Origin of the sequence: Larkinella sp. C7, from assembly GCF_006149005.1 — a bacterium.
Lineage (GTDB): Bacteria > Bacteroidota > Bacteroidia > Cytophagales > Spirosomataceae > Larkinella.
The window spans coordinates 162,471-186,714 of sequence record NZ_VBSL01000012.1; the positions used below are offsets into that span (position 1 = coordinate 162,471).

The 24,244-nt window shown below is 48.6% G+C and carries 19 protein-coding genes and 2 tRNA genes; 8 read left to right on the top strand and 13 right to left on the bottom strand.

The features are described 5' to 3' along the window. Window positions 1-44: 44 nt before the first annotated feature. Complete coding sequence (gltB, locus tag FH871_RS24455) at window positions 45-4,616, bottom strand: glutamate synthase large subunit (RefSeq protein ID WP_138994059.1); 4,572 nt, start codon at window positions 4,614-4,616, stop codon at window positions 45-47. Between the two features lie 744 nt (window positions 4,617-5,360). On the opposite strand from gltB, the gene FH871_RS24460 reads away from it, so the two are divergent. Together FH871_RS24460 and FH871_RS24465 are read left to right on the top strand one after the other, a co-directional pair. Further along, complete coding sequence (locus FH871_RS24460; protein ID WP_138994060.1) at window positions 5,361-5,804, top strand: FAD-binding oxidoreductase; 444 nt, start codon at window positions 5,361-5,363, stop codon at window positions 5,802-5,804. A gap of 30 nt (window positions 5,805-5,834) precedes the next feature. Next, window positions 5,835-9,086, top strand: coding sequence for a M4 family metallopeptidase (locus tag FH871_RS24465; protein WP_138994061.1), 3,252 nt, complete (start codon window positions 5,835-5,837; stop codon window positions 9,084-9,086). A gap of 80 nt (window positions 9,087-9,166) precedes the next feature. Here the strand turns inward: FH871_RS24465 and FH871_RS24470 are convergent, their stop codons facing one another. After that, window positions 9,167-10,078 (bottom strand): ribonuclease Z, encoded by a 912-nt coding sequence (locus tag FH871_RS24470; protein ID WP_138994062.1) that lies wholly within the window; start codon window positions 10,076-10,078, stop codon window positions 9,167-9,169. A gap of 117 nt (window positions 10,079-10,195) precedes the next feature. On the opposite strand from FH871_RS24470, the gene FH871_RS24475 reads away from it, so the two are divergent. Further along, window positions 10,196-11,107: a sugar phosphate isomerase/epimerase gene (locus FH871_RS24475; protein WP_138994063.1), complete on the top strand. Its 912-nt coding sequence runs from the start codon at window positions 10,196-10,198 to the stop codon at window positions 11,105-11,107. Between the two features lie 115 nt (window positions 11,108-11,222). Then, the gene (locus tag FH871_RS24480) at window positions 11,223-12,245 is read left to right on the top strand and encodes a Gfo/Idh/MocA family protein (protein ID WP_138994064.1); all 1,023 of its coding nucleotides are present in this window, start codon (window positions 11,223-11,225) and stop codon (window positions 12,243-12,245) included. A gap of 144 nt (window positions 12,246-12,389) precedes the next feature. Here the strand turns inward: FH871_RS24480 and FH871_RS24485 are convergent, their stop codons facing one another. The 5 genes from FH871_RS24485 to FH871_RS24505 all read right to left on the bottom strand — a co-directional run bounded on the left by FH871_RS24485 (window position 12,390) and on the right by FH871_RS24505 (window position 16,820). Continuing rightward, window positions 12,390-12,797, bottom strand: coding sequence for an STAS domain-containing protein (locus tag FH871_RS24485; protein WP_138994065.1), 408 nt, complete (start codon window positions 12,795-12,797; stop codon window positions 12,390-12,392). A 21-nt stretch (window positions 12,798-12,818) separates the two neighbouring features. Further along, window positions 12,819-13,778 carry a phosphoribosylaminoimidazolesuccinocarboxamide synthase gene (locus FH871_RS24490; protein WP_138994066.1) on the bottom strand — a complete coding sequence of 320 codons (960 nt, stop codon included), beginning with the start codon at window positions 13,776-13,778 and terminating at the stop codon, window positions 12,819-12,821. Between the two features lie 115 nt (window positions 13,779-13,893). Then, the gene (locus FH871_RS24495; RefSeq protein WP_138994067.1) at window positions 13,894-15,069 is read right to left on the bottom strand and encodes an acetyl-CoA C-acyltransferase; all 1,176 of its coding nucleotides are present in this window, start codon (window positions 15,067-15,069) and stop codon (window positions 13,894-13,896) included. Between the two features lie 24 nt (window positions 15,070-15,093). After that, the gene (locus tag FH871_RS24500; protein WP_138994068.1) at window positions 15,094-15,801 is read right to left on the bottom strand and encodes a lipopolysaccharide assembly protein LapB; all 708 of its coding nucleotides are present in this window, start codon (window positions 15,799-15,801) and stop codon (window positions 15,094-15,096) included. Between the two features lie 56 nt (window positions 15,802-15,857). Continuing rightward, window positions 15,858-16,820: a VWA domain-containing protein gene (locus FH871_RS24505; protein WP_138994069.1), complete on the bottom strand. Its 963-nt coding sequence runs from the start codon at window positions 16,818-16,820 to the stop codon at window positions 15,858-15,860. Window positions 16,821-17,026: 206 nt separating this feature from the next. Here FH871_RS24505 and FH871_RS24510 point away from each other — a divergent pair. Both FH871_RS24510 and FH871_RS24515 read left to right on the top strand, forming a co-directional pair. Beyond that, window positions 17,027-17,116: transfer RNA gene (locus FH871_RS24510), tRNA-Ser, on the top strand. Window positions 17,117-17,196: 80 nt separating this feature from the next. Continuing rightward, a tRNA-Pro gene (locus FH871_RS24515) sits at window positions 17,197-17,270 on the top strand. A gap of 182 nt (window positions 17,271-17,452) precedes the next feature. Here FH871_RS24515 and FH871_RS24520 read toward each other — a convergent pair. After that, window positions 17,453-18,292 (bottom strand): tyrosine-type recombinase/integrase, encoded by an 840-nt coding sequence (locus FH871_RS24520; protein WP_039990626.1) that lies wholly within the window; start codon window positions 18,290-18,292, stop codon window positions 17,453-17,455. A 198-nt stretch (window positions 18,293-18,490) separates the two neighbouring features. On the opposite strand from FH871_RS24520, the gene FH871_RS24525 reads away from it, so the two are divergent. Further along, window positions 18,491-19,354 carry an aminoglycoside 6-adenylyltransferase AadS gene (locus FH871_RS24525; protein ID WP_003013318.1) on the top strand — a complete coding sequence of 288 codons (864 nt, stop codon included), beginning with the start codon at window positions 18,491-18,493 and terminating at the stop codon, window positions 19,352-19,354. A 189-nt stretch (window positions 19,355-19,543) separates the two neighbouring features. After that, complete coding sequence (locus tag FH871_RS24530) at window positions 19,544-19,999, top strand: GNAT family N-acetyltransferase (protein WP_003013292.1); 456 nt, start codon at window positions 19,544-19,546, stop codon at window positions 19,997-19,999. Window positions 20,000-20,368: 369 nt separating this feature from the next. On the opposite strand, the gene FH871_RS24535 is transcribed toward FH871_RS24530, so the two are convergent. The 5 genes from FH871_RS24535 to FH871_RS24555 all read right to left on the bottom strand — a co-directional run. Continuing rightward, window positions 20,369-21,043, bottom strand: coding sequence for a hypothetical protein (locus FH871_RS24535; protein WP_003013290.1), 675 nt, complete (start codon window positions 21,041-21,043; stop codon window positions 20,369-20,371). A gap of 4 nt (window positions 21,044-21,047) precedes the next feature. Then, window positions 21,048-21,959 (bottom strand): relaxase/mobilization nuclease domain-containing protein, encoded by a 912-nt coding sequence (locus FH871_RS24540; RefSeq protein ID WP_003013289.1) that lies wholly within the window; start codon window positions 21,957-21,959, stop codon window positions 21,048-21,050. Then, complete coding sequence (mobC, locus tag FH871_RS24545; RefSeq protein WP_003013287.1) at window positions 21,940-22,302, bottom strand: plasmid mobilization relaxosome protein MobC; 363 nt, start codon at window positions 22,300-22,302, stop codon at window positions 21,940-21,942. Before mobC ends, FH871_RS24540 begins: the two co-directional genes overlap by 20 nt. A gap of 70 nt (window positions 22,303-22,372) precedes the next feature. Continuing rightward, entirely contained in the window at window positions 22,373-23,254 is an 882-nt protein-coding gene (locus FH871_RS24550; protein WP_003013284.1) for a toprim domain-containing protein, read from the bottom strand. Window positions 23,255-23,396: 142 nt separating this feature from the next. After that, window positions 23,397-24,244: mobilization protein (locus FH871_RS24555; RefSeq protein WP_138994070.1), on the bottom strand; the 848-nt coding region annotated here is incomplete at its 5' end.

The window sequence follows — 24,244 nt, forward strand, 5'->3', positions numbered from 1 at the left end:
GCGTATACGGTTTTTCGAAAAAGATAACGAAAGAAAATCAGTTGTTATCCGTGTGCCACGTCCACAACAATGTCCTGATACACCACATTTTTGTCGCGAATCTGGTCGGCCAGGGAAATTCCGCGTCCGGCCAGCGCCTTGCGGAAATCGCTCGGCATCACTTTGACAAATTGCTTGATGAGGTTGTCCCAGTCCTGAATCAGTTGCAGGGCTACGTTGCTGGTGGTATACTGGAAATGTTTTTCGACAAATTCCTTGATGAGCGCGACGTCTTCAGGGTCCAGTTCTTCAAGGTTGACCATTTCGCCGTTCACTTTGGACGCAAAATCGCCTTCCTGATCCCAGACGTAGGCTACTCCGCCAGACATCCCGGCTGCGAAATTCCGGCCCACTGAGCCGAGAATAACCGCTAAACCGCCCGTCATGTATTCCAGCCCGTGATCGCCAACGCCTTCGACCACCACTTTGGCCCCGGAGTTCCGGACACAGAACCGTTCACCCGCCATTCCCCGGATGTAGGCTTCCCCGGAGGTCGCCCCGTAGAACGACACGTTTCCGACGATGCTGTTTTCTTCCGGTTTGAACGGCGCCATGCGGTCGGGATACACGATCAACTGTGCTCCGCAGAGTCCTTTGCCAAAATAATCGTTGGCATCGCCTTCCAGTTCGAGTTTGATGCCGTGGGTGTTAAACGCGCCGAAGCTCTGACCGGCCGTTCCCCGGAATTTGAAATGGATCGTGCCTTCGGGGAGTCCCTTTCCGGCGTATACTTTGGAGATTTCGTTTGATAAAACCGTCCCTACTGCCCGGTTCAGGTTGATAATCGGATATTCAGCATAGATCGATTCGCCGGCTTCCAGCGCGGGTTTGGAGACTTTCAACAGTTCCCAGTCCAGAATATCGGTCATGCCGTGATCCTGATCTTCCTGCTTGTACAGGGCCACATCCAGGTTGTTGGCATCCTTAAACAACACCGCCGAGAGATCGACGTGGTCGTATTTCCAATGCTTGATGTCCTTGCGCATTTCGAGCATCTGCGACTGACCCACCATTTCGTTGATGGTCCGGAAACCCAGCTCTGCCATGATTTCACGCAGTTCCGTCGCCAGGAAGGTGAACATGTTCACGACGTGTTCCGGTTTTCCGGTAAACAACGCCCGCAGGTCCTTGTTCTGGGTGGCAACGCCCACCGGACAGGTGTTCAGGTGACACTTCCGCATCATGATGCAACCGACGGAGACGAGCGCAGCGGTCGCGACGCCAAATTCTTCGGCACCGAGCAGCGCGGCAATCGCCAGGTCGCGGCCCGTCCGGATTTGGCCGTCCGTCTGTACTGTCACGCGGCCCCGCAGTTTGTTGCGGACCAGCGTCTGGTGGGTTTCGGCGAGTCCCAGTTCCCAGGGCAGACCCGCGTGGCGGATCGAACTCAGGGGAGAGGCACCCGTTCCGCCGTCGTGACCCGAAATCAGGATGTGATCGGCGTGGGCTTTGGCAACCCCGGCGGCAATCGTTCCAACCCCGGCTTCCGACACCAGTTTGACGCTGATGCGGGCGGCCCGGTTGGCATTTTTGAGGTCGAAGATAAGCTGCGCCAAATCCTCGATGGAATAAATATCGTGGTGGGGCGGGGGGGAAATCAAGCCGACACCCGGTGTTGAGTGACGCGTGCGGCCAATCCAGTCATCGACTTTGTGACCGGGCAACTGACCTCCTTCGCCAGGTTTGGCGCCCTGCGCCATTTTGATTTGCAATTCACGGGCGTTCGTCAGGTAATGACTCGTGACGCCAAACCGGCCCGAAGCCACTTGTTTGATGCCCGAATTCATGTTGTCGCCGTTCGCCAGGGGCATATACCGCCGTTCGTCTTCGCCACCTTCGCCGGAATTGCTCTTGCCGCCGATGCGGTTCATGGCAATGGCCAGCGTCGTGTGGGCTTCCCACGAAATGGAGCCGAACGACATGGCTCCCGTCGCAAACCGGGTGAAAATACTTTCAATCGGTTCCACTTCTTCGATGGGAACCGGATTGCCTTTCTTGAACTTCATCAAACCACGCAGCGTCAGGGCCTTACGGGTTTGGTCGTCGATCAGGTTGGCGTATTTCTTGTAAATCTGGTAGTCGTTTTTCCGGGTCGCCTGTTGCAGCAGGTGAATCGTGTCGGGATTGAAAATGTGCGCTTCCCCGCGTTGTTTCCACTGATAAACACCGCCCACTTCCAGCCGTGGATTGAGGATGTTGTTCTTCGGGAAAGCCTGCCGGTGACGAACCAGAATTTCGCGGCCGATCTGCTCCAGACCCATGCCGCCAATCCGCGAGATCGTTCCCGTGAAGTATTTGTCGACCACTTCTTTGTTCAGACCGAGACACTCGAAAATCATGGCACCCTGGTAAGACTGAAGCGTTGAGATGCCCATCTTCGAGAAAATCTTGAGCAACTCCTTATTGACGGCCTTGATGTAGTTCTGGTGGAGTTTTTCAACCGGATAATCGACCTGAATTAGGCCGTGCTCCTTCATATCCGTGATGGTTTCGAACGCCATGTACGGATTGATGCCGGAAGCACCGTAGCCAATCAGGGTCGCGAAGTGGTGCGTTTCCCACACATCACCGGCTTCGACCAGAATACCGACCTGGCCGCGCAGTCCCCGGCGAATCAGGTGGTGGTGAATGGCCGAGGTCGCCAGCAACGAAGGAATCGGTGCGTGGTCGGAGTCAATGGCGCGGTCCGACAGGATGATGATTTCAAAACCGTCTTCGATGGCGTCTTCGGCGTAACGGCAGATTCGTTCCAGGGCGCGTTCGAGACCCGTGCTGTCGTCGGCGCGGAAATATGTATTGATGGTTTTGGCCTGGAAGTGGTTTTTATCCACAAACCGCAGTTTGTCGAACTCTTCGATGGTCAGAACCGGCTGCGTCAATTCGATCAGGCGGCAATGTTCGGGGTCTTCGCTCAGCAGGTTGCCGGTTGCGCCGACAAACGAGATCAGCGACATGATGGCCCGTTCCCGGATCGAGTCGATCGGCGGGTTGGTCACCTGGGCAAAAAGCTGCTTGAAATAATTCGCCAGGTGCTGGCTTTGCTCCGACAGAACGGCCAGGGGCGAATCGGTTCCCATTGATCCGAGGGCTTCCAGACCGGTTTCGGCCATGGGCGCCAGGATCATGCGCAGGTCTTCGGACGTGAATCCGAACGCCTGTTGCCGCTGCGTGATGTCCTGTTTCCGCATGTGGCTGAACGTGCGGACCGGTTTTGGTAACTCGGAAATTTTGATTTTATATTCGTCGAGCCACTGCTTGTATGGCTGGCGTGAGCAGATGTCTGCTTTGACTTCTTCATCACTGATGATACGGCCCTGTTCCAGATCCACGACAAACATCCGGCCCGGTTGCAGACGGCCTTTTTTAACCACCCGTGCCGGGTCGATGTCGTTGACACCCGCTTCGGAAGCCATGATCACCACGTCTTCGTCCGTTACCCAGTAACGCGAAGGCCGTAAGCCGTTCCGGTCGAGGGTGGCACCTACAATGCGACCGTCGGTGAACGAGATCGACGCGGGGCCGTCCCACGGTTCCATAATGGCCGCGTGGTATTCATAAAAAGCGTGCCGATCAGGGTCCATGCTTTCGTTGCCGTCCCAGGCTTCCGGAACCAGCATCATCATCACGTGCGGCAACGAGCGTCCCGCCATCACCAGCAATTCGATGGCGTTGTCGAGGTTGGCCGAATCCGACTGATTGAGGTTACAGATCGGGCGGAGCATGGCCAGTTCTTCCGGCGAAAAAAGCTTGGATTCAAGCATGGCTTCCGCCGTTTTCATCCAGTTGACATTGCCCTTCACGGTATTGATTTCACCGTTGTGGGCAATGTAGCGGAACGGCTGCGCCAGTTTCCAGGAGGGGAAAGTGTTGGTCGAAAACCGGGAGTGAACGACGCCCAGGGCCGAAACCAGTTCTTCCCGCTGCAAATCCGGGAAGTAATCGCGGAGTTGTTTGGTCGTTAGCTGACCCTTGTAGGTAATAACCCGGCTCGAAAGCGAAGAGTAATAGAAATTGTTCTCAACGCCGGCAACGGTTTCGTTGATAATCCGGCTGCTGTAGTTTCGAATGATGTATAATTTACGCTCAAATTCGTCGGAAGTCTGGGTTTCGGGTTTTCGAATAAAGACCTGTTCCATCACCGGCTCCACCGAACGTGACCCGTTGCCCAGATCGGACGAATCGACCGGAACGACGCGGTAGCCGATCAGCTCCAGGTTCAGCTTCTTAATGGTTCGGTTGAGGATATCACGGCATTCTTTCCGCAGACGCTCGTCTTTGGGCATGTAGATCATCCCGACGCCGTAGTCGCCGGCCGACGGTAGCGAGAAGCTTAGCTTCCGGCATTCATCGACGTAAAGTTCGTGGGGAATCTGAATCAGAATTCCGGCACCATCGCCCGTATTGGGTTCGTAGCCAACCGCACCCCGGTGATCCATGCGCGTAAGCATCGTAAGCGCATCCTCGACAATCTGATGCGACTTGCGACCTTTGACGTGCGCTACGAATCCAATTCCACAGGCGTCGTGTTCAAACTCAGGCCGGTACAGACCCTGTTGCGGTGCGTTAGAAGAAGACATCGGCGTAAACTCGTTTGTGGTTTTGTTATTGAAAAAATGGCAAATCAAAATATCTGCAGGTGAGTAAAGGAAAAACTAACTATAATCAGCAGACACTACTGTTTTTGCGTTGGATGTGCAAGTTACATTAAAATATATTTTGTGAAAAGTCCAAAATGCAAAATTTCGTTTGCATAGCCAATTTTATGATTTTGGTACAAAATTGTCTTGGTTAGTGAATAGATTTTAGTGAAAATAGCCTCGGATTGAAGGAATTAAAATGAGTCAATCAGGGCTGTAATCGATCAAAAACAACTCCTAAAAACATAGTTATTGATTTTTTCAGGCCTAATTGTTTGCTATTTAATCAGAAATTAAGCCTTGTGTTAAAAATTAGCCTGTTTTATGTTAAAATGATCGTTTTCGCTAAAAACGGGTTTGGTTTCAGATTCAAATTGGATATTTTTAGACTAAAACTGGCTAATAAAGGTTGAAAATTAACCTGTTTTTAGAATTGCTTACTTTCTTAAGTCAGTCTCGATATCTGCCGGTTGTTCATTGTGAATTTTCCCTTTCTGTCCACGGGCAACGGCCCTCCGGTTATGCTCCTGTCAAAAACTCACATGGAATTACCGTCCATTCGCCAGGAACCGCTTGCTCAACGGCCTACACTTCAACACCCATTTTTGACGGCTCATGCATTGAACGGTAGCAGAAGGGGCGATTGGTCCGCTACATTCGCCCAGATTCAGAATAAACCGCATCATGTTCAAAATTTTTATTCTCGGGTTGCTCATCCTGGCCGCTAACGGGCTGTGCCGGGCGCAAACCGGTTCCAACTATCCGCTAACCTACAAAAATCGTCAGATCGTTGTGGGGCATGGGGGCGGCATCACCGGTGCGTCAACGGTCTATTACTGGCTGGAAAACGGATACCTATACGTCAAGTCTGACAATGACTCGCTCTATACCCGGCTGGGGCGGAAACCGGCGGCCACCACCCGGCGGTTTTTCAACGAATTGGAGAAAACGTGCCGGATCAAAACTTCCCGGTTCAACCAGCCGGGAAACCGCTACCAGTTTGTGAGCTGGAAGAAAAACCAGCAGGAGTTTACCGTAAGTTGGGGTGACCCACAGCAACCACCCCCGGCCCGGTTTGTCACGTTTTACCAGTCGTTTCTGGCGCAGATGCCGAAACCGAAGCGTTAGCATTCATTTTTACCAACAACAAATACATCCATGAAATCAATTTTATCCAGTCTTCTGCTGGCGTATTCGGTCGGTGTGCTGGCGCAATCTCCGCATTCCGGTTTCGGGCGAAAACTCAAAACCCAGGCGCCGACGCCCGGTTTGGCTCAAAAACTGAAAGCCGATGTGGCTCCGGTTTCAACCCGAACGGGCAACTTCCGGCTCGCAACATCTACAAGTAATCCCCAATTTGATGCCCGGTCGCTCAAACTCCGGATTGTCCGCGACACGGCGACGAACCTGCCGGTTTACATCGAAAACCGTTCGCCCGTTTCTTCGGATAAAGGTGCCCGGATGAGCGCCCGCGCGTCGGCGTTTTCGTTCATGAGCCAGATCAAATCGCTGTTGAAGGTCGAAAAACCGGAAGAACAATTTCAGATTACCAAAACCGAAACCGATCACCTGGGGCAAACACACATCCGGATGGCGCAAACGGTTCAGGGCGTTCCGGTGTATGGGAGCGAACTGGTGGCGCACCTGACCAACGGAACCGTGACGCTGCTGAACGGGCAATACCGGGTTGCCAAACCGGTTTCGACCACGCCCCGGCTTTCGCTTCAGCAGGCAACCGACCGGGCTTTTCAGGACATTGGCCAGGAGTCGATTGTTCGGCCATTCGGCCAGAACCTGTTTAACCTCAAACCGTCGGAAGGAACCTTGTGTCTGTATCCGGTGGGCGACAAACTGGCGCTGGCCTACAACCTGACAATTCGGCCCAATATGCTCGAACGGTGGCAATACCTGGTCGATGCACAAACCGGTGTGGTGTTGAACAAGTACAACAACACCTGCGGGGTGGACGGGCCGGTGAAAGCATCGGGCAAGGATTTGAACGGGGTGATGCGGAATTTTCAGACGTATCAGTCGGGAGCGAACTATTACCTGCTGGATGCGACGCGGGCGATGTACGATGCCAAAAAATCGACGATTGCCAAACCGGTGGGCGCCATCGTTACCTACGATGCCAGAAACAAGCAGGAAACCGATGGTAGTTTTCGGTTCTACGATGTCACATCAAAGAATAACAACGACTGGAATGCCAACGCCATTTCGGCCCACACCAACGGAAGTCTGGCGTACGAATATTACGAAAAAACGCACAAACGGAATTCACTGGATGGCAAAGGAGGAACGATGGTGTCGATTGTGAATGTGCTGGAAGACGGGGAAGCGATGGACAATGCCTTCTGGACGGGGGAGTTTATGGTGTACGGAAATGGGAAGGCGTACTGCAAACCGCTGGCGGGCGGTCTGGATGTGGCCGGACACGAAATGACCCACGGCGTAATCGACCACACGGCGAATCTGATTTACCAGGATCAATCGGGGGCCATCAACGAGTCGATGGCGGATGTTTTTGGCGCGATGGTCGACCGGGACGACTGGTTGATTGGGGAAGATGTGGTGTTGAAGAGCAAGTATACGTCCGGGGCCATGCGCAGCATGTCGAACCCGAATCAGAATGGAAAAGGGACGCTGGGGTATCAGCCCAGAACGATGGCCGAATTTATCGTCACCAAAGACGACAATGGCGGAGTTCACCGGAACAGCGGGATTACCAATCATGCTTTTTATCTGTTTGCCACCAAAATCGGGAAAGAAAAAGCCGAGCAGGTGTATTACCGCACGCTCACTAAATACCTGACGTTGAATTCGCAGTTTCTGGATTTGCGGCTGGGCGTAATCCGTTCGGCCGTGGATTTATACGGCGAAAACAGCGCGGAAGCCAAAGCGGCCAGGGACGCATTTGACGCGGTCGGCATTGTGGAAACCACCCCGCAGCCGGACAAGCCGCAGGATGTGCCGGCCAACAACGGTCAGGACATGATCATTCTGTATAGCATTGGCGACCAGAAGTTGTATACGGCTCCCGTCAGCACGGGCAATCTGACGGCCCGGATCAAGGCGGAAATCAGCCACCGCCCGAGCATTACGGACGACGGAAAAGCCGCCTACTACGTGACGACCGACGGCCGGATTCGGGCCGTAACCCTGACCGGGGCGGCTCAGGAAGTCATTATTTCCGACGAGCCGATCTGGGACAATGTGGCCATTTCGCGGGATGGCACCAAGCTGGCGGCTTTGACGAAAGAGAAGGATAAATCCATCTGGGTCTACAGCTATGACCTGAAAAAATGGAAGCAGTTTCCGCTGAGCAACCCCACCTCCGCCGAAGGAATTTCGACGGGCGAAGTGGAGTATGCGGATTCCTTCGAATGGGATTTTGCCGGAGAAGTGTTGGTCTATGATGCTTTTAATAAACTGAAAAGCGGTGACGGTGAGGATATTGACTTTTGGGATGTCGGTCTGCTGGATGTGTGGAGCAATGCGCAGAAAACGTTTAGCGACGGTGCCATTCTGAAACTGTTCAAGAACCTGGAAGACGGTGAGAGCGTCGGTAACCCCAGTTTTTCCCGGAATTCGCCCAACATCATTGCTTTTGACTATTACAATGCCATCGATGACAGCTACAAGGTATGGGTGGGGGATCTGAAAACCGGCACGTTGAACACGGTGCTGACCAACGTCACCTTGAGCTTCCCGGCCTATTCTCGATTGGATGACCGGCTCGTTTTCAATACGTTAAGTTCGGGGGGCGACAAGGAAATGGTGGCTTCGCTGGACTTGCAAGCTGATAAAATGACGGCAAAAGGAGAGGTGAAGGCGTTGTATGAAAATGCGAAGTGGGCGGTTTGGTATGCCGCCGGAACGCGGGCTGAAACCGGCAAAACCGCCCAGGCCATCACGTTCAATGCCTTGCCGGATCGGTATGCCGATGACGGTTCGTTCAACCTGACGGCCACGGCCTCGTCAAAATTGGCGGTCAGTTTTGAAATTGTTTCTGGATCGGCGACGCTGTCGGGAAACCGCCTGACGCCAACGAAACCGGGTGTGGTGACGGTTCGGGCTACGCAGGCCGGGAACGAGCAATTTTCGGCGGCCACGCCAGTCGAACGAAAATTCAACGTGCTGGCCGTTACTGGGAATGAACCGACCTGGGCCGACGTCCTGAAGGTCTATCCGAATCCGGTCGGTGCGTCGCTCACGGTCGAATTGCCAACGGGTGAGTATTTCGAAGGCGTAAGCCTGATGACGGTTTCGGGAGCAACCCTGCTGGAACAGCCGGTGAAAAACCGGGCCAGCCAGACGACGCTGGATACGAGTCAGTTGTCGTCGGGACTGTATGTTCTGAAGGTGCAAACGCCCAAAGGCGTGGTGCATCGGAAGGTGGTGAAACCGTAAACCCTGTCAGCGCCGGGCCGTCATACGGTCGGAGACCCTGACAGCGGTTAAACAATCTGCCGTTCTGGCGGTCGAAGGGGCTACACTTCCGTCGTCTCCCCTTCAACCGCCAGAACCGTTTTCGGGAAAACCGACCGGGTCTGAAGCAGAAACTCGTCGGTGGTTTTATAGCGTGAGGAGAAATGGCCAATCATTAGCCGACCCACTTCCGCCTGAACCGCCGTTAAAGCCGCCTGACGGGCGGTGGAATGGAAATATTTTTCACTCAACGCTTCCATATCGTCCAGAAACGAGGCTTCGTGGTACAGCAAATCCACCCCCCGGATCTGGTCGAACATGGCCTCATTGTAGCGCGTATCGGAGCAAAACGCGTAGGACCGGGGCGGGGGAGCGGGGATGGTGTAGTCTTCGGCGCGGTACAAAACCTGCCCCAGATCATCCAGAACATCATTCCCATCTTTTAAATGCCGGTAAAAAGCCACTGGCAACTCCGTAGGTAGTTTTTCGGCAATCAGCTTCCGTTTGCGGTTTTTCTCCCGAAACAGAAAACCGGTGCAGTCGATGCGGTGTTGCAACGGGATGGTTTCGATCCGGACGTTCGGATGGTCGAGAATCTGCGTCGGTTGGTGCGGATCGGTTTCCTGAAAGTGAAGCGGATAATTCAGTTTCGTGTCCGAGTACCGGAACTGCGTGGTGATAATTTCCCCAAGTCCGCGCGGACCGAACAGCCAGAGATCGTCGGTTCGGCCGGACAGGTTAAGGCTCGACAGCAGCGGCACGAGACCGAAATAATGGTCACCGTGGAGGTGGCTGATGAAAATGTATTTAAGCCGACCGGGCCGGAGGTGGTTTTCCATCAGGCGGTATTGCGTGCCTTCCCCGCAGTCGATCAGAAAATAATCGCCTTCAATCGCAATGACCTGGGCGGTCGGGTGGCGATTCAGGATGGGTGTTGCTGAACCGCTGCCAAGTATAGTCAGGTTGAATGTCATATTTTTTGTAAACTTGCCGGTAATCCATTCAGTTTCCAAATTTCAATTTATTCTTTCATGGATGCGCTCTGATTCGCACACCATAAACCCTACACTGAAAACCGTAAAACCCACTTTATGCTGCATCTTGGTTTTGTAAGTGCCATTCTGGCGGACTACGATCTGGAACATGTGTTACAATTTGCGTCGGAGCAACGCTTCAAATGCGTGGAGGTCATGTGCTGGCCGACGGATCACGCGGACGCCCGGCGGTATGCAGGCGTGTCGCACATCGACGTCGACAACCTGGATGTCAAACACATTCAGTTACTGACGCAGAAATATGGCGTTTATATTTCGGGCCTGGGCTATTATCCGAATCCGCTCGATCCGGACCCGGATAAAGCCGCGTACTTCCGCGAACACATCAAGAAAGTGATCCGGGCGGCTGCGAAGCTGAATGTGCCCGTGGTCAATACCTTTATTGGTCGAAATCCGTCGCTCAACATCACGGAAAACCTGAAGCTGTTTGCGGCCCACTGGCCCGAAATTGTGAAAGTTGCCGAAGAAAACAATGTAAAAATTGGCATTGAAAACTGCCCCATGTGGTTCACGAATGATGAGTGGCCGGGCGGAAAGAATCTGGCAACGACGCCCGCGATCTGGGACCGGATGTTCGAGATCATTCCATCCCGGATTTTGGGACTCAACTACGACCCGTCGCACCTGATTTTTCAGATCATGGACGAAGTGCGGCCCATTTACGACTACAAGGACCGGCTCCACCACATTCACCTCAAGGACGTAAAACTGTATCGTGACAAGCTGAACCGCGTCGGCATCATGGCCAATCCGCTGGAATACCATTCGCCGAAACTACCTGGTTTGGGCGACGTCCGCTGGCGGGATTTCTTCACGGCATTGACCGACGTCCGGTATCGCGGCCCGGTTTGCATCGAAGTGGAAGACAAAGCTTACGAAGGCAGCCCCGAAGACGTGCAGACCGCCATTCTCACCGCGCGCAATTACCTGAGCCAGTTTCTGGCCTGATGGTATTTCACAGGGTTAATCCGAGAACATCAGCGCTTATCAGGGATTCTCTGGTTGACTCTGATGTTCTCGGATTAACCCTGATTAACAGCCAATTTCAAACTCACTAGCCCGCATGTCGAAATTTAAAGCTGCCATCATTGGCGGAGGAAGTATTGCCGATAAAAACCACATCCCGGCGCTGAAAAACCTTTCAGAACTGGTCGACATTGTAGCCGTTTGCAGCCGCGACGGATCGAAAGCCCGGTCGCTGGCCGATCAGCACGGTATTCCGCACGCCTTTGCCGACGCTGCGGAAATGTACCGGACATGCCAACCCAACGTGATCATCAACTGCACCCCGAATACCCTGCATTATCCGTTTACGATGCAGGCGCTGGAAAACAATTGCCACGTCCTGTGCGAAAAACCGCCTGCGCTCCACGCCCGTCAGGCGCGTGAAATGGCTGATCTGGCGGCTCAAAAAGGGCTAATCCTGGCCTATAACCTGCAACTGCGGCAAACGAGCGAGTGGGCGTTGCTGATGCGGTGCAAAGCCAACGGTCAACTGGGCGAGATTTACCACATCAAAGCGAATTTTCTGCGTCGGCGGGGTATTCCGGGCTGGGGGTATTTTACAAACAAGGAAATGCAGGGGGGAGGAGCGTTGATGGATCTGGGCGTCCATGTGCTCGACCTGGCATTGTGTGCGCTCGACTATGCGGTTCCGGCAAACATTCTGGCGAACACCTACGATTTCATCGGGAAAACCGGAGGCAAAGGGCTGATGGGTTCCTGGGACCCGCAAAAGTTTGAAGTGGAAGATGCCTGCATGGCGTATCTGTCGTTTCCGAACAAGGCGTCCATCATGCTTTCGGCTTCGTTTGCGCTGAATACGAAAGCTGATATAGACCGTAATCTGGAGGTGTTTGGCAGCAAAGGCGGGGCAAAGCTGTTTCCGTTTTCACTCTACACCGAAGTGGCCGGCGAACTGGCTGATGTTCAGTTTCCGTTTCTGGAAGACGTTGATATTCAGCTCAAGAATACGGCGGCTTTTCTGGATGCCTGTCTGGGAAAACCGTCCAACGTTTGCACGGCGGAGCAGGGTGCGATTTTGCAGGAAGTCGTGGAGCGGATTTATGCGTCGGCGGAAAGGTAGAAAATGGGATTTCCGAACAAAAACCTTTGCGTGAATTGCCGATAAATCATCCTTGAAATTTAAAAATTCAATCTTTAAATTTCAAGGATGATATTTTAATAAACAAGAAAAATTGAAAGGGTAGGGGGTATGTTTGACGACCTGTCAATCGTCCGCTGAGCCCCCAAACTCGTAACTGTCGTCGTCTTCGCTGCGAAAGTCGTTTTCGAGTTCATTCATAAATACCGCATCGACGGCTTCTTCGACCGTTGGCAAAATGGTTAGATCCGGAATTTTCGAACCATCCAGAAAGTCGATAATTTCCTCGTTTTTCGTTACCAGAATCAACAAGCCGGACTCGTTGGTGCATTGCCGGTTGATTTTTCGGATGGTGGGAACCCCGCCATCTTCAATTTCCTGAACCGCCGTAAAATCGACGATAATGTTGCTGTAGCCTTCCCGGAAGAGGTTTCGGCTGAGGGTTTCGAAGGTTGTCAGAACCTCCCCGCCAAATACCGTTTCGTTTAGCGTAACGAGCGAATACTGCTCGTTTTTTTCAATGGCATAATTCATAATGGATTACCTTGGTCCGTTTCAAAAGTAATTAACAGTTAGCGAACGGCGGATATTTTCTTCAATGCGGTCGTAAATATTGTCAGTTTCTGACCGTATGAAAGGCTGGCCGGTTACGGTCTCATAAAGTTCGATGTAGCGATTCGAAATCTGGTCGATCCATTCGTCGCTCATCGCCGGAATCGTCTGGCCTTCTTTGCCCTGGAACTGGTTGGCAATGAGCCATTCCCGGACAAACTCCTTCGACAACTGCTTCTGCTGTATGCCTTTCTCCTGGTTCTCGGCGTAGGAGTCCGCGTAAAAATACCGGGATGAATCGGGGGTGTGAATCTCGTCGATCAAATAAATCTGACCATTGAGCATTCCGAATTCGTACTTGGTATCGACCAGAATCAGCCCGCGTTCGGCGGCCATTTCGGTGCCGCGATTAAACAGGGCCAGGGCGTATTTTTCTAGCTGAACGTATTCGTTTTCGGGGACAATGCCCTGAGCCAGAATTTCTTCCCGCGAAATGTCCTCATCGTGTCCTTCCTGGGCTTTGGTGGAGGGCGTGATAATCGGTTCGGGAAGTTTATCGGCTTCTTTCAGACCGTCGGGAAGGGCAACTCCGCAGAGCATTCGTTTTCCGGCGCGGTATTCACGCCAGGCGTGTCCGGCCAGATACCCCCTTACCACCATTTCGACCGGATACGACTGGCATTTCAGCCCCACACTTACATTCGGATCGGGGACATCCAGCAGCCAGTTCGGGACGATGTCGGCGGTGGCTTTCAGAAAATGGGCTGCTGTCTGGTTGAGCACCTGTCCTTTGTACGGAATCGGGACGGGCAACACCACGTCAAAAGCCGAAATCCGGTCGCTGGCCACCATAATCAGGCGGTCGTCGAAATGGTACACATCGCGAACTTTACCCCGGTAAAAACCGGTTTGTCCGTCAAACTTGAAATTGGTTTCTTTTATCGCCTGTTTGGGATTACTCATTTTCGAAGTCAAAACAATTATAAATGTAAAATGAGAAATGATACATGTAAAAGTGCGGGTCCCGATTTCTAACTTTTACATGTATCATTCCTCATTTTACATTTTACATTTAAAATTACATCTTCTCAATCACCAGTGCCGACGCGCCCCCGCCACCATTGCAAATACCAACGGCGCCAATGTGTCCGTTTCGTTGTTGCAAGACGTTCGCCAGCGTCGTTACGATTCGCGCACCGGACGCGCCCAGCGGATGCCCCAGTGAAACCGCTCCGCCGTTGACATTCAGTTTTGCCTGCGGTATTTCCAGAATCTGGCTGCACGCCAGGGTTACGACTGAAAACGCTTCATTAATTTCGTAATAGTCAACGTCTTCCGGTTTTACCCCCGCCCGTTTCAAAGCCGCCGGAATGGCCAGCGTGGGAGAGGTCGTAAACAGGGCCGGTTCCTGCTCGGCATCGGCGTAACCCAGAATGCGGGCGATGGGTTTCAGTCCCAGCTCCTCTGCCTTTTTCAGACTCATCAACACCAGCGCCGACGCCCCGTCGTTGATGGTCGACGCGTTGGCCGCCGTAACGGTGCCATCGGGCGAAAAAGCCGGTTTCAGCTTCGGAATTTTGTCGAAAAAAACATTTTTGTACTCTTCGTCTTCACCTACCGTCAGACTGCCTTTGTTGGTCGGGACGTCAACCGGGATGATTTCGGCTCCAAAACTACCATTTTTCGTGGCTTCTGCCGACCGCTGATACGACTGAATGGCAAAAGCATCCTGCGTTTCGCGGCTGATGTTGTATTTTTTCGCGGTTTGATCGGCAAAAACGCCCATCGCACTCTGGTCAAACGGATCGACCAAACCGTCTTTTGCCAGCCCGTCGACCAATTGCCCGTCGCCGTATTTATACCCAAAGCGCGCTTTCGGAACGTAGTAAGGTGCATTCGACATGCTTTCCATACCGCCGGCAATGATGACGTCGGCCTGGCCCAATTGAATGGTTTGAGCCGCCATCATGATGGCTTTGGTTCCCGATGCGCACACTTTATTGACCGTCGTGCAGCGGACGTTCACGGGCAAACCGGCTTTCAAAGCCGCCTGCCGCGCCGGGGCCTGTCCCAGGTTGGCCGACACGACATTTCCCATAATTACTTCTTCCACCAAATCGGGAAGAAGTCCGGCTCGCTGGTATGCCGCCCGGATCGCCATCGCACCCAGTTCGGTCGCCGTCAGGGACGCCAATGCCCCGCCAAAGCTACCAATTGGCGTACGGACGGCCGAGACAATTACTACGTCATTCATATGCAAGGGGTTCGTCTGGGCGATCTAATAGGTGTTGAATGTAAGCCGGTCTTTCGTTTTCGCCGTCTGTTTTCGCTGGTGGATGTACTGCACTTCATTGGCCTGCATGGAATTCAGGATCGACAAAGCCTGCTCTTCCGACAGATTCAGCGACCGCAGCCGACGCAACAACTCGTTTTTAGTATCCCCCTGTTCCACTTCCGTACCACTTTCCTGTCCACGTTCCAGAGTCGTTTCCGTTTCCTGCTGCGATTGCCGCGGTGTCGGTTTAGGTCGCTGAGCACTATTTTGGACGGGCTTTCCGGAGTACGTTTTTTTGATCAATTCATAATTGAACTGGGCGGGCTCAAGGGCCGGAACGGCAGTTAGCGCTTTCCGGAACAAGGTCAGCGCTGCGGTTGAATCGCCCTGCAAAACCGCAATGACACCCAGTTGGATTTCGGCAGCCGCGGCCAGGTCGGGCTGGCTGACCTGCGCCACCAGCCGGTAATGTTTCTGCGCCTGGGCATATTGCCGGAGTTGAAAATAGGAGTGAGCCAGATTCAGCCGGGCCGAAGGCTCCACAAACAGCGCCGAGTTGACCAGGGCGACGTATTGCTCGGCTGCGCGTTTGTAATTGCCGGCCTCGTAGGCCCGCAGCCCTTCAATCCGCGCGATGTTATCATGCGAAATTTTATCGAAAGAACGATTGTCGTACAACCAGAGCAATACCGATAAAATCAGGTAGGTCATGTTTAGGCTTAAAACGTTCGCAAAAATACGAACTCTTTTGGACAACTGGAACGGGTTTACAGCTTAAACGTTCGAACCGTCACCAGGATGTCGATGGCGATCAGCACCAGCGCAACGACCAGAAAGTAATAGTATTTATTGGTCGTCACCTCCAGTTTGCGCTGATCAACCAGCCGGTTTTCCATCGTCTGGATGGCCGAGATGAGGGGGGTCAGGTCACCGGACGACGAAGCCAGTTCCAGGTATGAGCCGCGGGTATCCTTCACAAACTGCCGTAAATAGCTGCGGTTCAGGCGGGTTTGCACAACCTTGCCGTCTTTGTCGCGCAGGTTGCCTTTGGGCGTTGGAATGGTGCTGCCGGATTCGGTGCCGACGCCAATCACGAAGGGCGCAATACCGTATCTCCGCAATTGACCGGCCAGTGCCGGGTCACACTCGCCGAAATCTTCGCCGTCCGTCAGCAGAATTAACACTTTGGTTTGGGTCAGATCCGAGGTTTCGGCCAGTTGTTTCCGCAGGGCCAGTTCCACGGCCGAGCACAGGTTGGTGCCGGATTCGGGGACGAGCTTCGTATTCAGTGACTGAATGAACAGCGTCAGTGCCCCCTGATCCGATGTCAGGGGCGCATGGACGTAGGCTTCCGTGGAGAAAACCAGCAGGCCAAACCGGTTGCCGGGCAGTGCGTCGATCAGCCGTTTCAGTTCATACTTCACTTTTTCCAGCCGTGTGGGCGGAATGTCGGTTGCATCCATCGATTTGGAAAGATCGACGGCGATGTAAATATCTTTTCCTTCCGAAACCAGTTCTTTTTCAACGACTCCGAAGGAAGGGCCGAGCAACGCAATCAGCAGGAGGGTGAAGTAGCCGGTTCGCAGAAAAAACTTCGGAATGGTGGCCCAGGCGGTGGTGCCCAGCAAGTGCGCAACCCGAAAAGTTCGAAAAAAGTAGTAGCCATAAAGCAGTACAAAGACGGCTATGAAGAGGTATTCGGTTTGGGTCAGACTGTGATTCCAGTTCATGCAATTCGCAAAGGATCAGGACATCAACGAACCGTAGGCCGTTTGATTGACTCCGTGAAGCTGCGAAATTAGGAGGAAATGACCGGATGCCCTACCGGAGATCACAAATTGCCGCGAAACTTTTTTGGCCGAAATCTTGGCGAAACGGCGGGAATACCTCTATATTTGTGACCCCAATGACGCCAAAGCGGCTTTGGGGATGTCCTGGAGAGATGCCTGAGTGGCCGAAAGGAACAGTTTGCTAAACTGTCGTACTGGCAACGGTACCGAGGGTTCGAATCCCTCTCTCTCCGCCAGAATTTAAATAAAAGGGATTTTAAAGGCCCCGGTTTTCTTTTCCGAATTAAAATCGTACCTTTGTGCTCTCGAAAGTAATCGGGGTGTAGCGTAGCCCGGTATCGCGCCTGGTTTGGGACCAGGAGGTCGTAGGTTCGAATCCTGCCACCCCGACAAAAGCCACTGATAATCAGTGGCTTTTTCTTTTTTCGGACACATTTCGGACAAATTATATCTGAATATTGATTATTCAATAACCTAAGCAAAGTTAAGTTAAGCTAGAAGAATAACCCTTCTTAAAGAATGATTGGAACATAATGCTTGTTTCTATAGAGCGTGAAAAGTTCATCTTATTCTTATAAAAAATCAAGAGGGCTAGGAGTCTTTTGCTTGTCTATGTCAGTGATATGAGTGTAGATCATAGTCGTTTTTATATTTTCATGACCCAATAACTCTTTTACAATTCGGATATCGATACCTGATTGGATTAAATGTGTGGCATAAGAATGTCGCAATGTATGTACAGAGCCTTCCGACTGAACATTTGCTTTGATCAATGCTTTTTTCAGAATCAACTGTACACTTCGTTCGCTATACTTGCCACCCCTCTCACCTTCGAAGAGGTACTCCTTTGGCTTGAATGCTTGATAATAATGTCTCAAAGTCGCCAGCAATTTGTCTGGTAATGATACAATCCGATCTTTATTACCTTTGCTTTGATGGATTCTGATAATTCCATCGGAAGATTTTATGTCTTTGATTTTGAGATTCAACAGTTCGCTAAGACGTAGTCCACAACTATAGATTGTCATCAGAATAGCCTTGTGTTTTAGATTTTGAGTGTTATCGAGAATATTTCTTACTTCTTCTTTTGAAAAGAATTTAGGTAATTTAGAAAATGATCGTTTCGGGTATAAGTAATCCAGTTGGATTTTTTTGTCCAATATCAGTTCGTACATCTTCTTGATTGCGCCCACTAATCCTTTTTGATAGGAAACACTAATTTTCCCATTTTGAACTTTTTCGTTTATAAACGCCTCAATATCTGACAGTGGAATTTCTTCAAGGGAGGGATATTTGCTAACATGTTTAAGAAATATACTAGCGTAATCCTTGTACGATCTAATGGTATTGCCAGCATATCTCTGCATCAGCAATCTCTTTTCGAAGGTTTCAAGTATGATTTCGCTATTCATATCAGGGAAATAGTATTTTATAATATTTTGTTTCGCTATTTGTGCGGTTTTATTTTTTAAATACAAATATATCAATATCTTATGTAGAAAGAAAAGTCAAATAACGAAACACGTATAGGGTTGGTTAAGCGAAATTTTCCGTATATTCGTTTCGTTAAAACAGATGTTGTACGACATAGTAAAACCGAACCAAACAAAATGAAAGTCAGAGAAGAAAAGTTAAGAACAATTATAGAATGGTCGGAGAAAAACGAAGATGTAAGAGTTCTTCTTCTGACAAGTTCACTTGTAAATCCTTTAGCACTTGTTGACGAATTTAGTGATTTAGACATTGAATTTGTTTTTGAGGATAATACAAATTACATTTCAGACAAAAGCTGGACGCTTAAATTCGGAAATCCAATTGCTATGATTGAAGAAGACGAAAGTTGTTTTAACCATAAACACGCAATGAAAATGCTACTTTATGAAGACGGTGTGAAAGTAGATTTTAAACTTTACAGCAAATCAAAATTTATAAAGGAAACGCAAGAGAAAGAATTACCAGAAGATTGGGATATTGGTTATAAAATTTTAATTGATAAAGATGGTATTACAAAGCAAATGCTGAAACCAACTTATCAAATTTCCATTATCAAAAAACCGTCTGAAAAAGAGTTTCAAAATCTAATAAACGATTTTTGGTGGGACACAACTTACGTGGCAAAGTGTCTTGTGAGAGATGAAATATTCTATGCGAAATTTATGTCGGAAACCGTTATTCGCACAGAATATTTAATTCCTTTAATTGAATGGCACATTGCAAGTGAACACAATTGGAACATAACGACCAATAAATATGGACGGCTTTTCAAAAAGTATCTTAACCAGGAAATGTGGGCTAAAACAGAACAAACATTTTCAGGGAGCGATATAAAGGAAAATTGGACTGCTCTATTTTCAATGACTGATTTAGTTTCAGAAATAGGAACTGAATTGTCAAAAAAATTAGAGTACAAATACCCGGATAAATTAGAAAATGACATACGAAAATATTTAGCTGGACTAAAACCCAAAACATAACTACGTCGTACAACATCGTATTGGCAATAGGCGGGCTGAACGGCTTCGTATCAACGGAAGTGCAAAATTCAACTTCTGTTCTTCGATTAAAGTTCAGTGCTAAAAATCCCGCCCATCGCCAATACGCGGCACGTTAGCGGTCAGGCCAAAATAGCTTTATAATATAGAACAAGAGAACATCCCCGAAAAATGAAAACATTACAATTTAAACGAGCCAAACCAAACGATTCAGAACTTTTATCAGAAACCGCATTTAAGTCTAAGAAAATTTGGAACTATTCAGATGAACAGATGAATTTATGGACAAACGAATTGACAATAACAGATTCCTATATTAAAAGAAATAAAGTTTTTAAAATATTCGATAGCAAAAATTTTTTAGGTTTTTGCTCTCTTGTCTATAAGGAAAAACATATTGAAATAGACCACTTTTGGCTTTTACCTGAAAATATTGGGAAGGAATATGGGAAAAAAACTTTTGATTTCATCAAAGAAACAGCTAAAGAAAGCAGCTCGAATATTATAAGAGTTTATGCGGAACCTAATTCTAACGGTTTTTATAGAAAAATGGGTGGAAAAATAATCCAAAGAAAAGAGAGTAAAATAAAAGGACGATTTTTAAATGTCTATGAATTTGAAGTTTAAACAAAATAAAAGCCCGAACCGCTAACAAACAGTTTGCCGCAAGGGCGGTTATGGTTTAAAATTCAACGGTCGGTTTTCTTTGTACGCAAAAACCATTTATTAAACTTTTTGATTAAATTTAAAGCTTAAAAATGGTTTTTGCTCGGGTCGGTTCTGAAATCGAAGTTTTGGCTTCTTTTCCCGCCCCAGCGGCAAGCTGCAAAACGTTGTTAGCAATCCGCTGCGCTCCTTGCTAACAATGGCTCGGCGACTTACGTCGCTTGCCGTAAGCCGCCGCTTCGCGGACTGCTTACAACAAGCGACTTGGCTAAATAGCTCCGCTTTTGTATCTTCGATACAGCTTCGCTACTTCGCCAAGTCGCCGAGCCGTTATTCAGGACTGTTTAAGTTTTTGATCTCCTGACGTTTTTGGTCTATACTGTTTAATAGTTTATTTTCTTCCTCTCTTTTAATCACCAAATTATGGAATTTCTTAGGGTTAAGAGAATGAGTAGAATCGATATGCGATGTTACATGCGGTAGCTCCAATTCTATCATTCGGTAACGCATTTCATACGATTTTCTATCGTCTAATTGTTTGTTCTTCTCGTATAGAACACCGAGACCTAGCGAAATAATGGTAGATAATGCTATCATAACAATGATCAGAGGTGTTGATTTGAGATCAATGCCGTAATGATGTTTTACAATGACCTGATCAGGAATTTCAGCTATCTTTGAAACAATGTCTTTTTCTTTGATTGTTAATACAGCTAATTCCTGTCTAGTTATTGTGGAGATTTCATTAGCTACATCCTGAAGTGTCCCATAATCGTTAATGATCTTAGATAGTACATCGTTTTCTCTTTTAATAAATTGCTTGATCTGTTGTAGTAGTTCCTGATCCTTTGCTCGCATTTCATGAAATTCCTGCATTTTCTTTTCATTTTCAGAAAGTAGGGAGACAATTGTAGGCATTATTCGTACAATATCCTGCGTGATCAAGTCTGTGTTTTCCTGCAATGCGCTTACCTGTTGCTGTATATTTTCTAATTCTGTGTTCATGGTATTAACGTTTTAGTCCGTAATTCTCTTTCTTTTTTCTTTTCTTGATCAACGGATCATCTTGCTCTGGTGTAATTTCGGGGTTCGAAAATAAAGCTGATGTTATGTGACCAAGTGTTTCTCCGATATTTCTGTCTATAGAATGATCCTTCGAAACATAGCTTCCAGTAATTTGATTTAGTTCAATAGAATTATCTATGCTATTTAAAGCCTTGTCGATCTGTCCGAAGCTCAATGAGCGGTCTATGGCAGAACCCCGAAATGTCTGTTCATCTTTGATGAACGAAATACCTTGAACCTCATCCGACCCCAATCTATATTTAAACTGCATTTCCACACCTCTGTAACGGATATAATTTTGTAGTTCCTTCCAGTTTTTACTGTGTCGTATGCCTGCCTTGACGGTGTCGTAAATTTGGTATTTCGTTAGATCATTACCTTTCAGTCTACCTCTGTTGACATTTCGTTTTCCTTCGGACTGCTTAAAGCCATATAATGCATTTAATTCTTTACAAGCTTTAAAGCTCTTATACCGCTGATTGCTATTGGAGATAGTTTTGCCATGATCGTTTACCCGATTAAAAATAATATGGATATGATCATGTTGGCGGTCGTGGTGGCGCACCATTAAGCATTGGGTATCCCTAATATCTAATTTTGATAAATAACGCTTAGCTGCGGATAGCATGATGTCATTATTCAGCTTGTTTTTATCTTCTGTATTCCACGAAAGAATAATGTGTCCGACTGCCTTGCCCAATCTTGGATTCAGCATCCGCTGAAAATTAAAGTCCTGTGTGATGGTCTTTGCCGAATCCGTCCGTAATCCATTTACATGGATAATCTCACTATCTTTTTTCAGGGCGTATCCAACGCATCCGCCGAAAGATCGGCCCTCAATTATCTTCGCTATCATGGTGCAGTAGTTTATTGATACAATGGTTAATGTGATGGATCGTATTTTTGCATTCCTGTGTCACCTCAATCAGTCCAGACTGGTGTGCTTTTTTAGTTAGCTGATTTAGATTGTTCGAAGCCCCAGTAATCGCCCTAAAAGCTTTCAATTGTTCTTCGGTAAACCTAGGTGTAATTTTTCGTAGGATCGCAGATTTGCGTACCCATTCCGATTTGCTCATACCTGCAATTTTTGCATTATGCAAAACTCTGTTATGTTCGCTTTCATCGAAACGGACATTGATCCTGAACTGTTTTTTATTTTCGAGTGCGGGTCTTCCGCCTTTTTTCTTGTTATTTTTCATCTTGTTTCTTTTTAGCTGTGACCATCGGGAGCCAATCGGTTTTGGGGTCACCAAAACACAACCTTGCTTCCTACCTATTCGATAGTTTTCTTCCCGATTGAATATTTTGGGTCTGTTCTTTGGATGATGTGAAAATCAGATAGTCATTGACATCCTTGATCCTGTTGTCTTGCCTCTGCAATTCTTCCATTCCATTTTTTACGGTGTGCGTTTTTTCAAAATGGCTTCGCAAACTGTTGTACGATTTTAAACCACTGCTATCTGTGTCCAGATAGCTTGTTATTCCGTTATGTCGCCCTAAGAATGGATATGCTTTTTGCAGATTGGCGGTCGTATTCAGGATACAGAAGTTCGTATTTAGATACGGCTTACCTGCATTCTTTTTTAACGTCATAAAGGATAGCAGATCCGTGAAGCCCTCAAACAAAACAACATCTTTGTTGCCGTTATCGATCGTGGTGATCCCCTTTGTCAATAGGGAGCGTTTATCATAGCTGTTGCGCAGTTCGTATCCACCTGCATCATTCTTAAAACTTGCGGCAAAGTACGTCTGTCCTTTTGCCGTCCGGTAATAGATTTCCTGACAGTATACTCTGGCAATTTCAATATCTATTTTGCGTACGTCGGTCAGATAGTCTGTCAGAGCTTTGTTTCCGAGAGGCTCAACGGAAAGGATGGTGTAAGCGCGTTCATTTTCTTGTTGCATGACCTGTACTTTATCCAATACGGTCTGCTGGTGAAAAGAAAAGATATTTTTTCTTTCATCAGCCCAATCTAAAACAGTTGATAGGTTTTCCGTATCCAAAAACTTCATCAGGAAGTCAATGTTATTTCCTCCGAATCCTTCCGAATGCGAGTACCAGATATTCCTATGGATATCCAACTTTGTCGAAGCCGTTCTTTCGTCTCCTCCATTGAATGGGTTTTTAAACCATGCTTCACGGCTGTTCATCCTTGCGCATGGTATCTGTAGATAATTTAATATGGATATGAGCGGTATGCGCTTTAATTCATCACATGTCATAATCTTAATTTTAAAGTAGGTTTAGTTTAGTCTATTACTATATAGGGGCGGACTAAACTAAACCTGTTTTTTAATAATAGAATTCAGGGTTGAACCGGTAGGTCTTATCGTTTTTGATGACCATCCGTTTGTTTTCCAGAAATGTCTTCAGCTGTTTGGCTTTATTGATGCCGAAATTGAAGCCCTTTGCCAGATACGCATTCCGTAATCTGCCAACATATTCATCATATGTGCAGGTTATTTCACTGCCGTTGAACATTTCCTGTAACACTTCCCGATGGTTCTCTTTGGAAAGCTCCTGATAGTCGAATCCCTTTCTCGATACTGTACCTGACAGGTCAAAGTTCTCATCCAGTACGGGCAAACCATCATCGATAAAAAAGGTAAATGGCTCAAACTCGATATCCCTGATGAACTTTGGCGCCACGGTGCTGTAGTTTGTATCCAGATCGCTTTTGGTGACCTGTAATATGGATTCAGCCTTATTGTTCAATTCTGTCCCCAAATGCCCTCTGGTGTTGTCATCACCCTTGTTTAGGTGCAGTACGGTATGGATGTGTATATTCAGCTCCTGTGACCATTTCATCAGCTTGCCGGTAATTTCGGTCGCTTCCGTAGCATTATTGATGTCGTAAACAAGATCCCTGATCCCGTCTATGATGACCAGACATATTTTGCCCGCATATTTGGACAGGGCATATTCGATGATACTTATGCGCTCTTTAGTGGGGTATTCCCTCAGGGATATAAATTTTAGGTTTTCATGGACTTCCGTTGTCGGGTAATTTATGAGTTTGTAAACCCTTGAAATCAACCTGTGGCAATGGAATCTGCTCTGCTCCGTATCGCAGTACAGTACCAATGGACGGTTTATGGGAACTTTGACCTTATACTGTAATATCTGTTTTCCGCTCAATG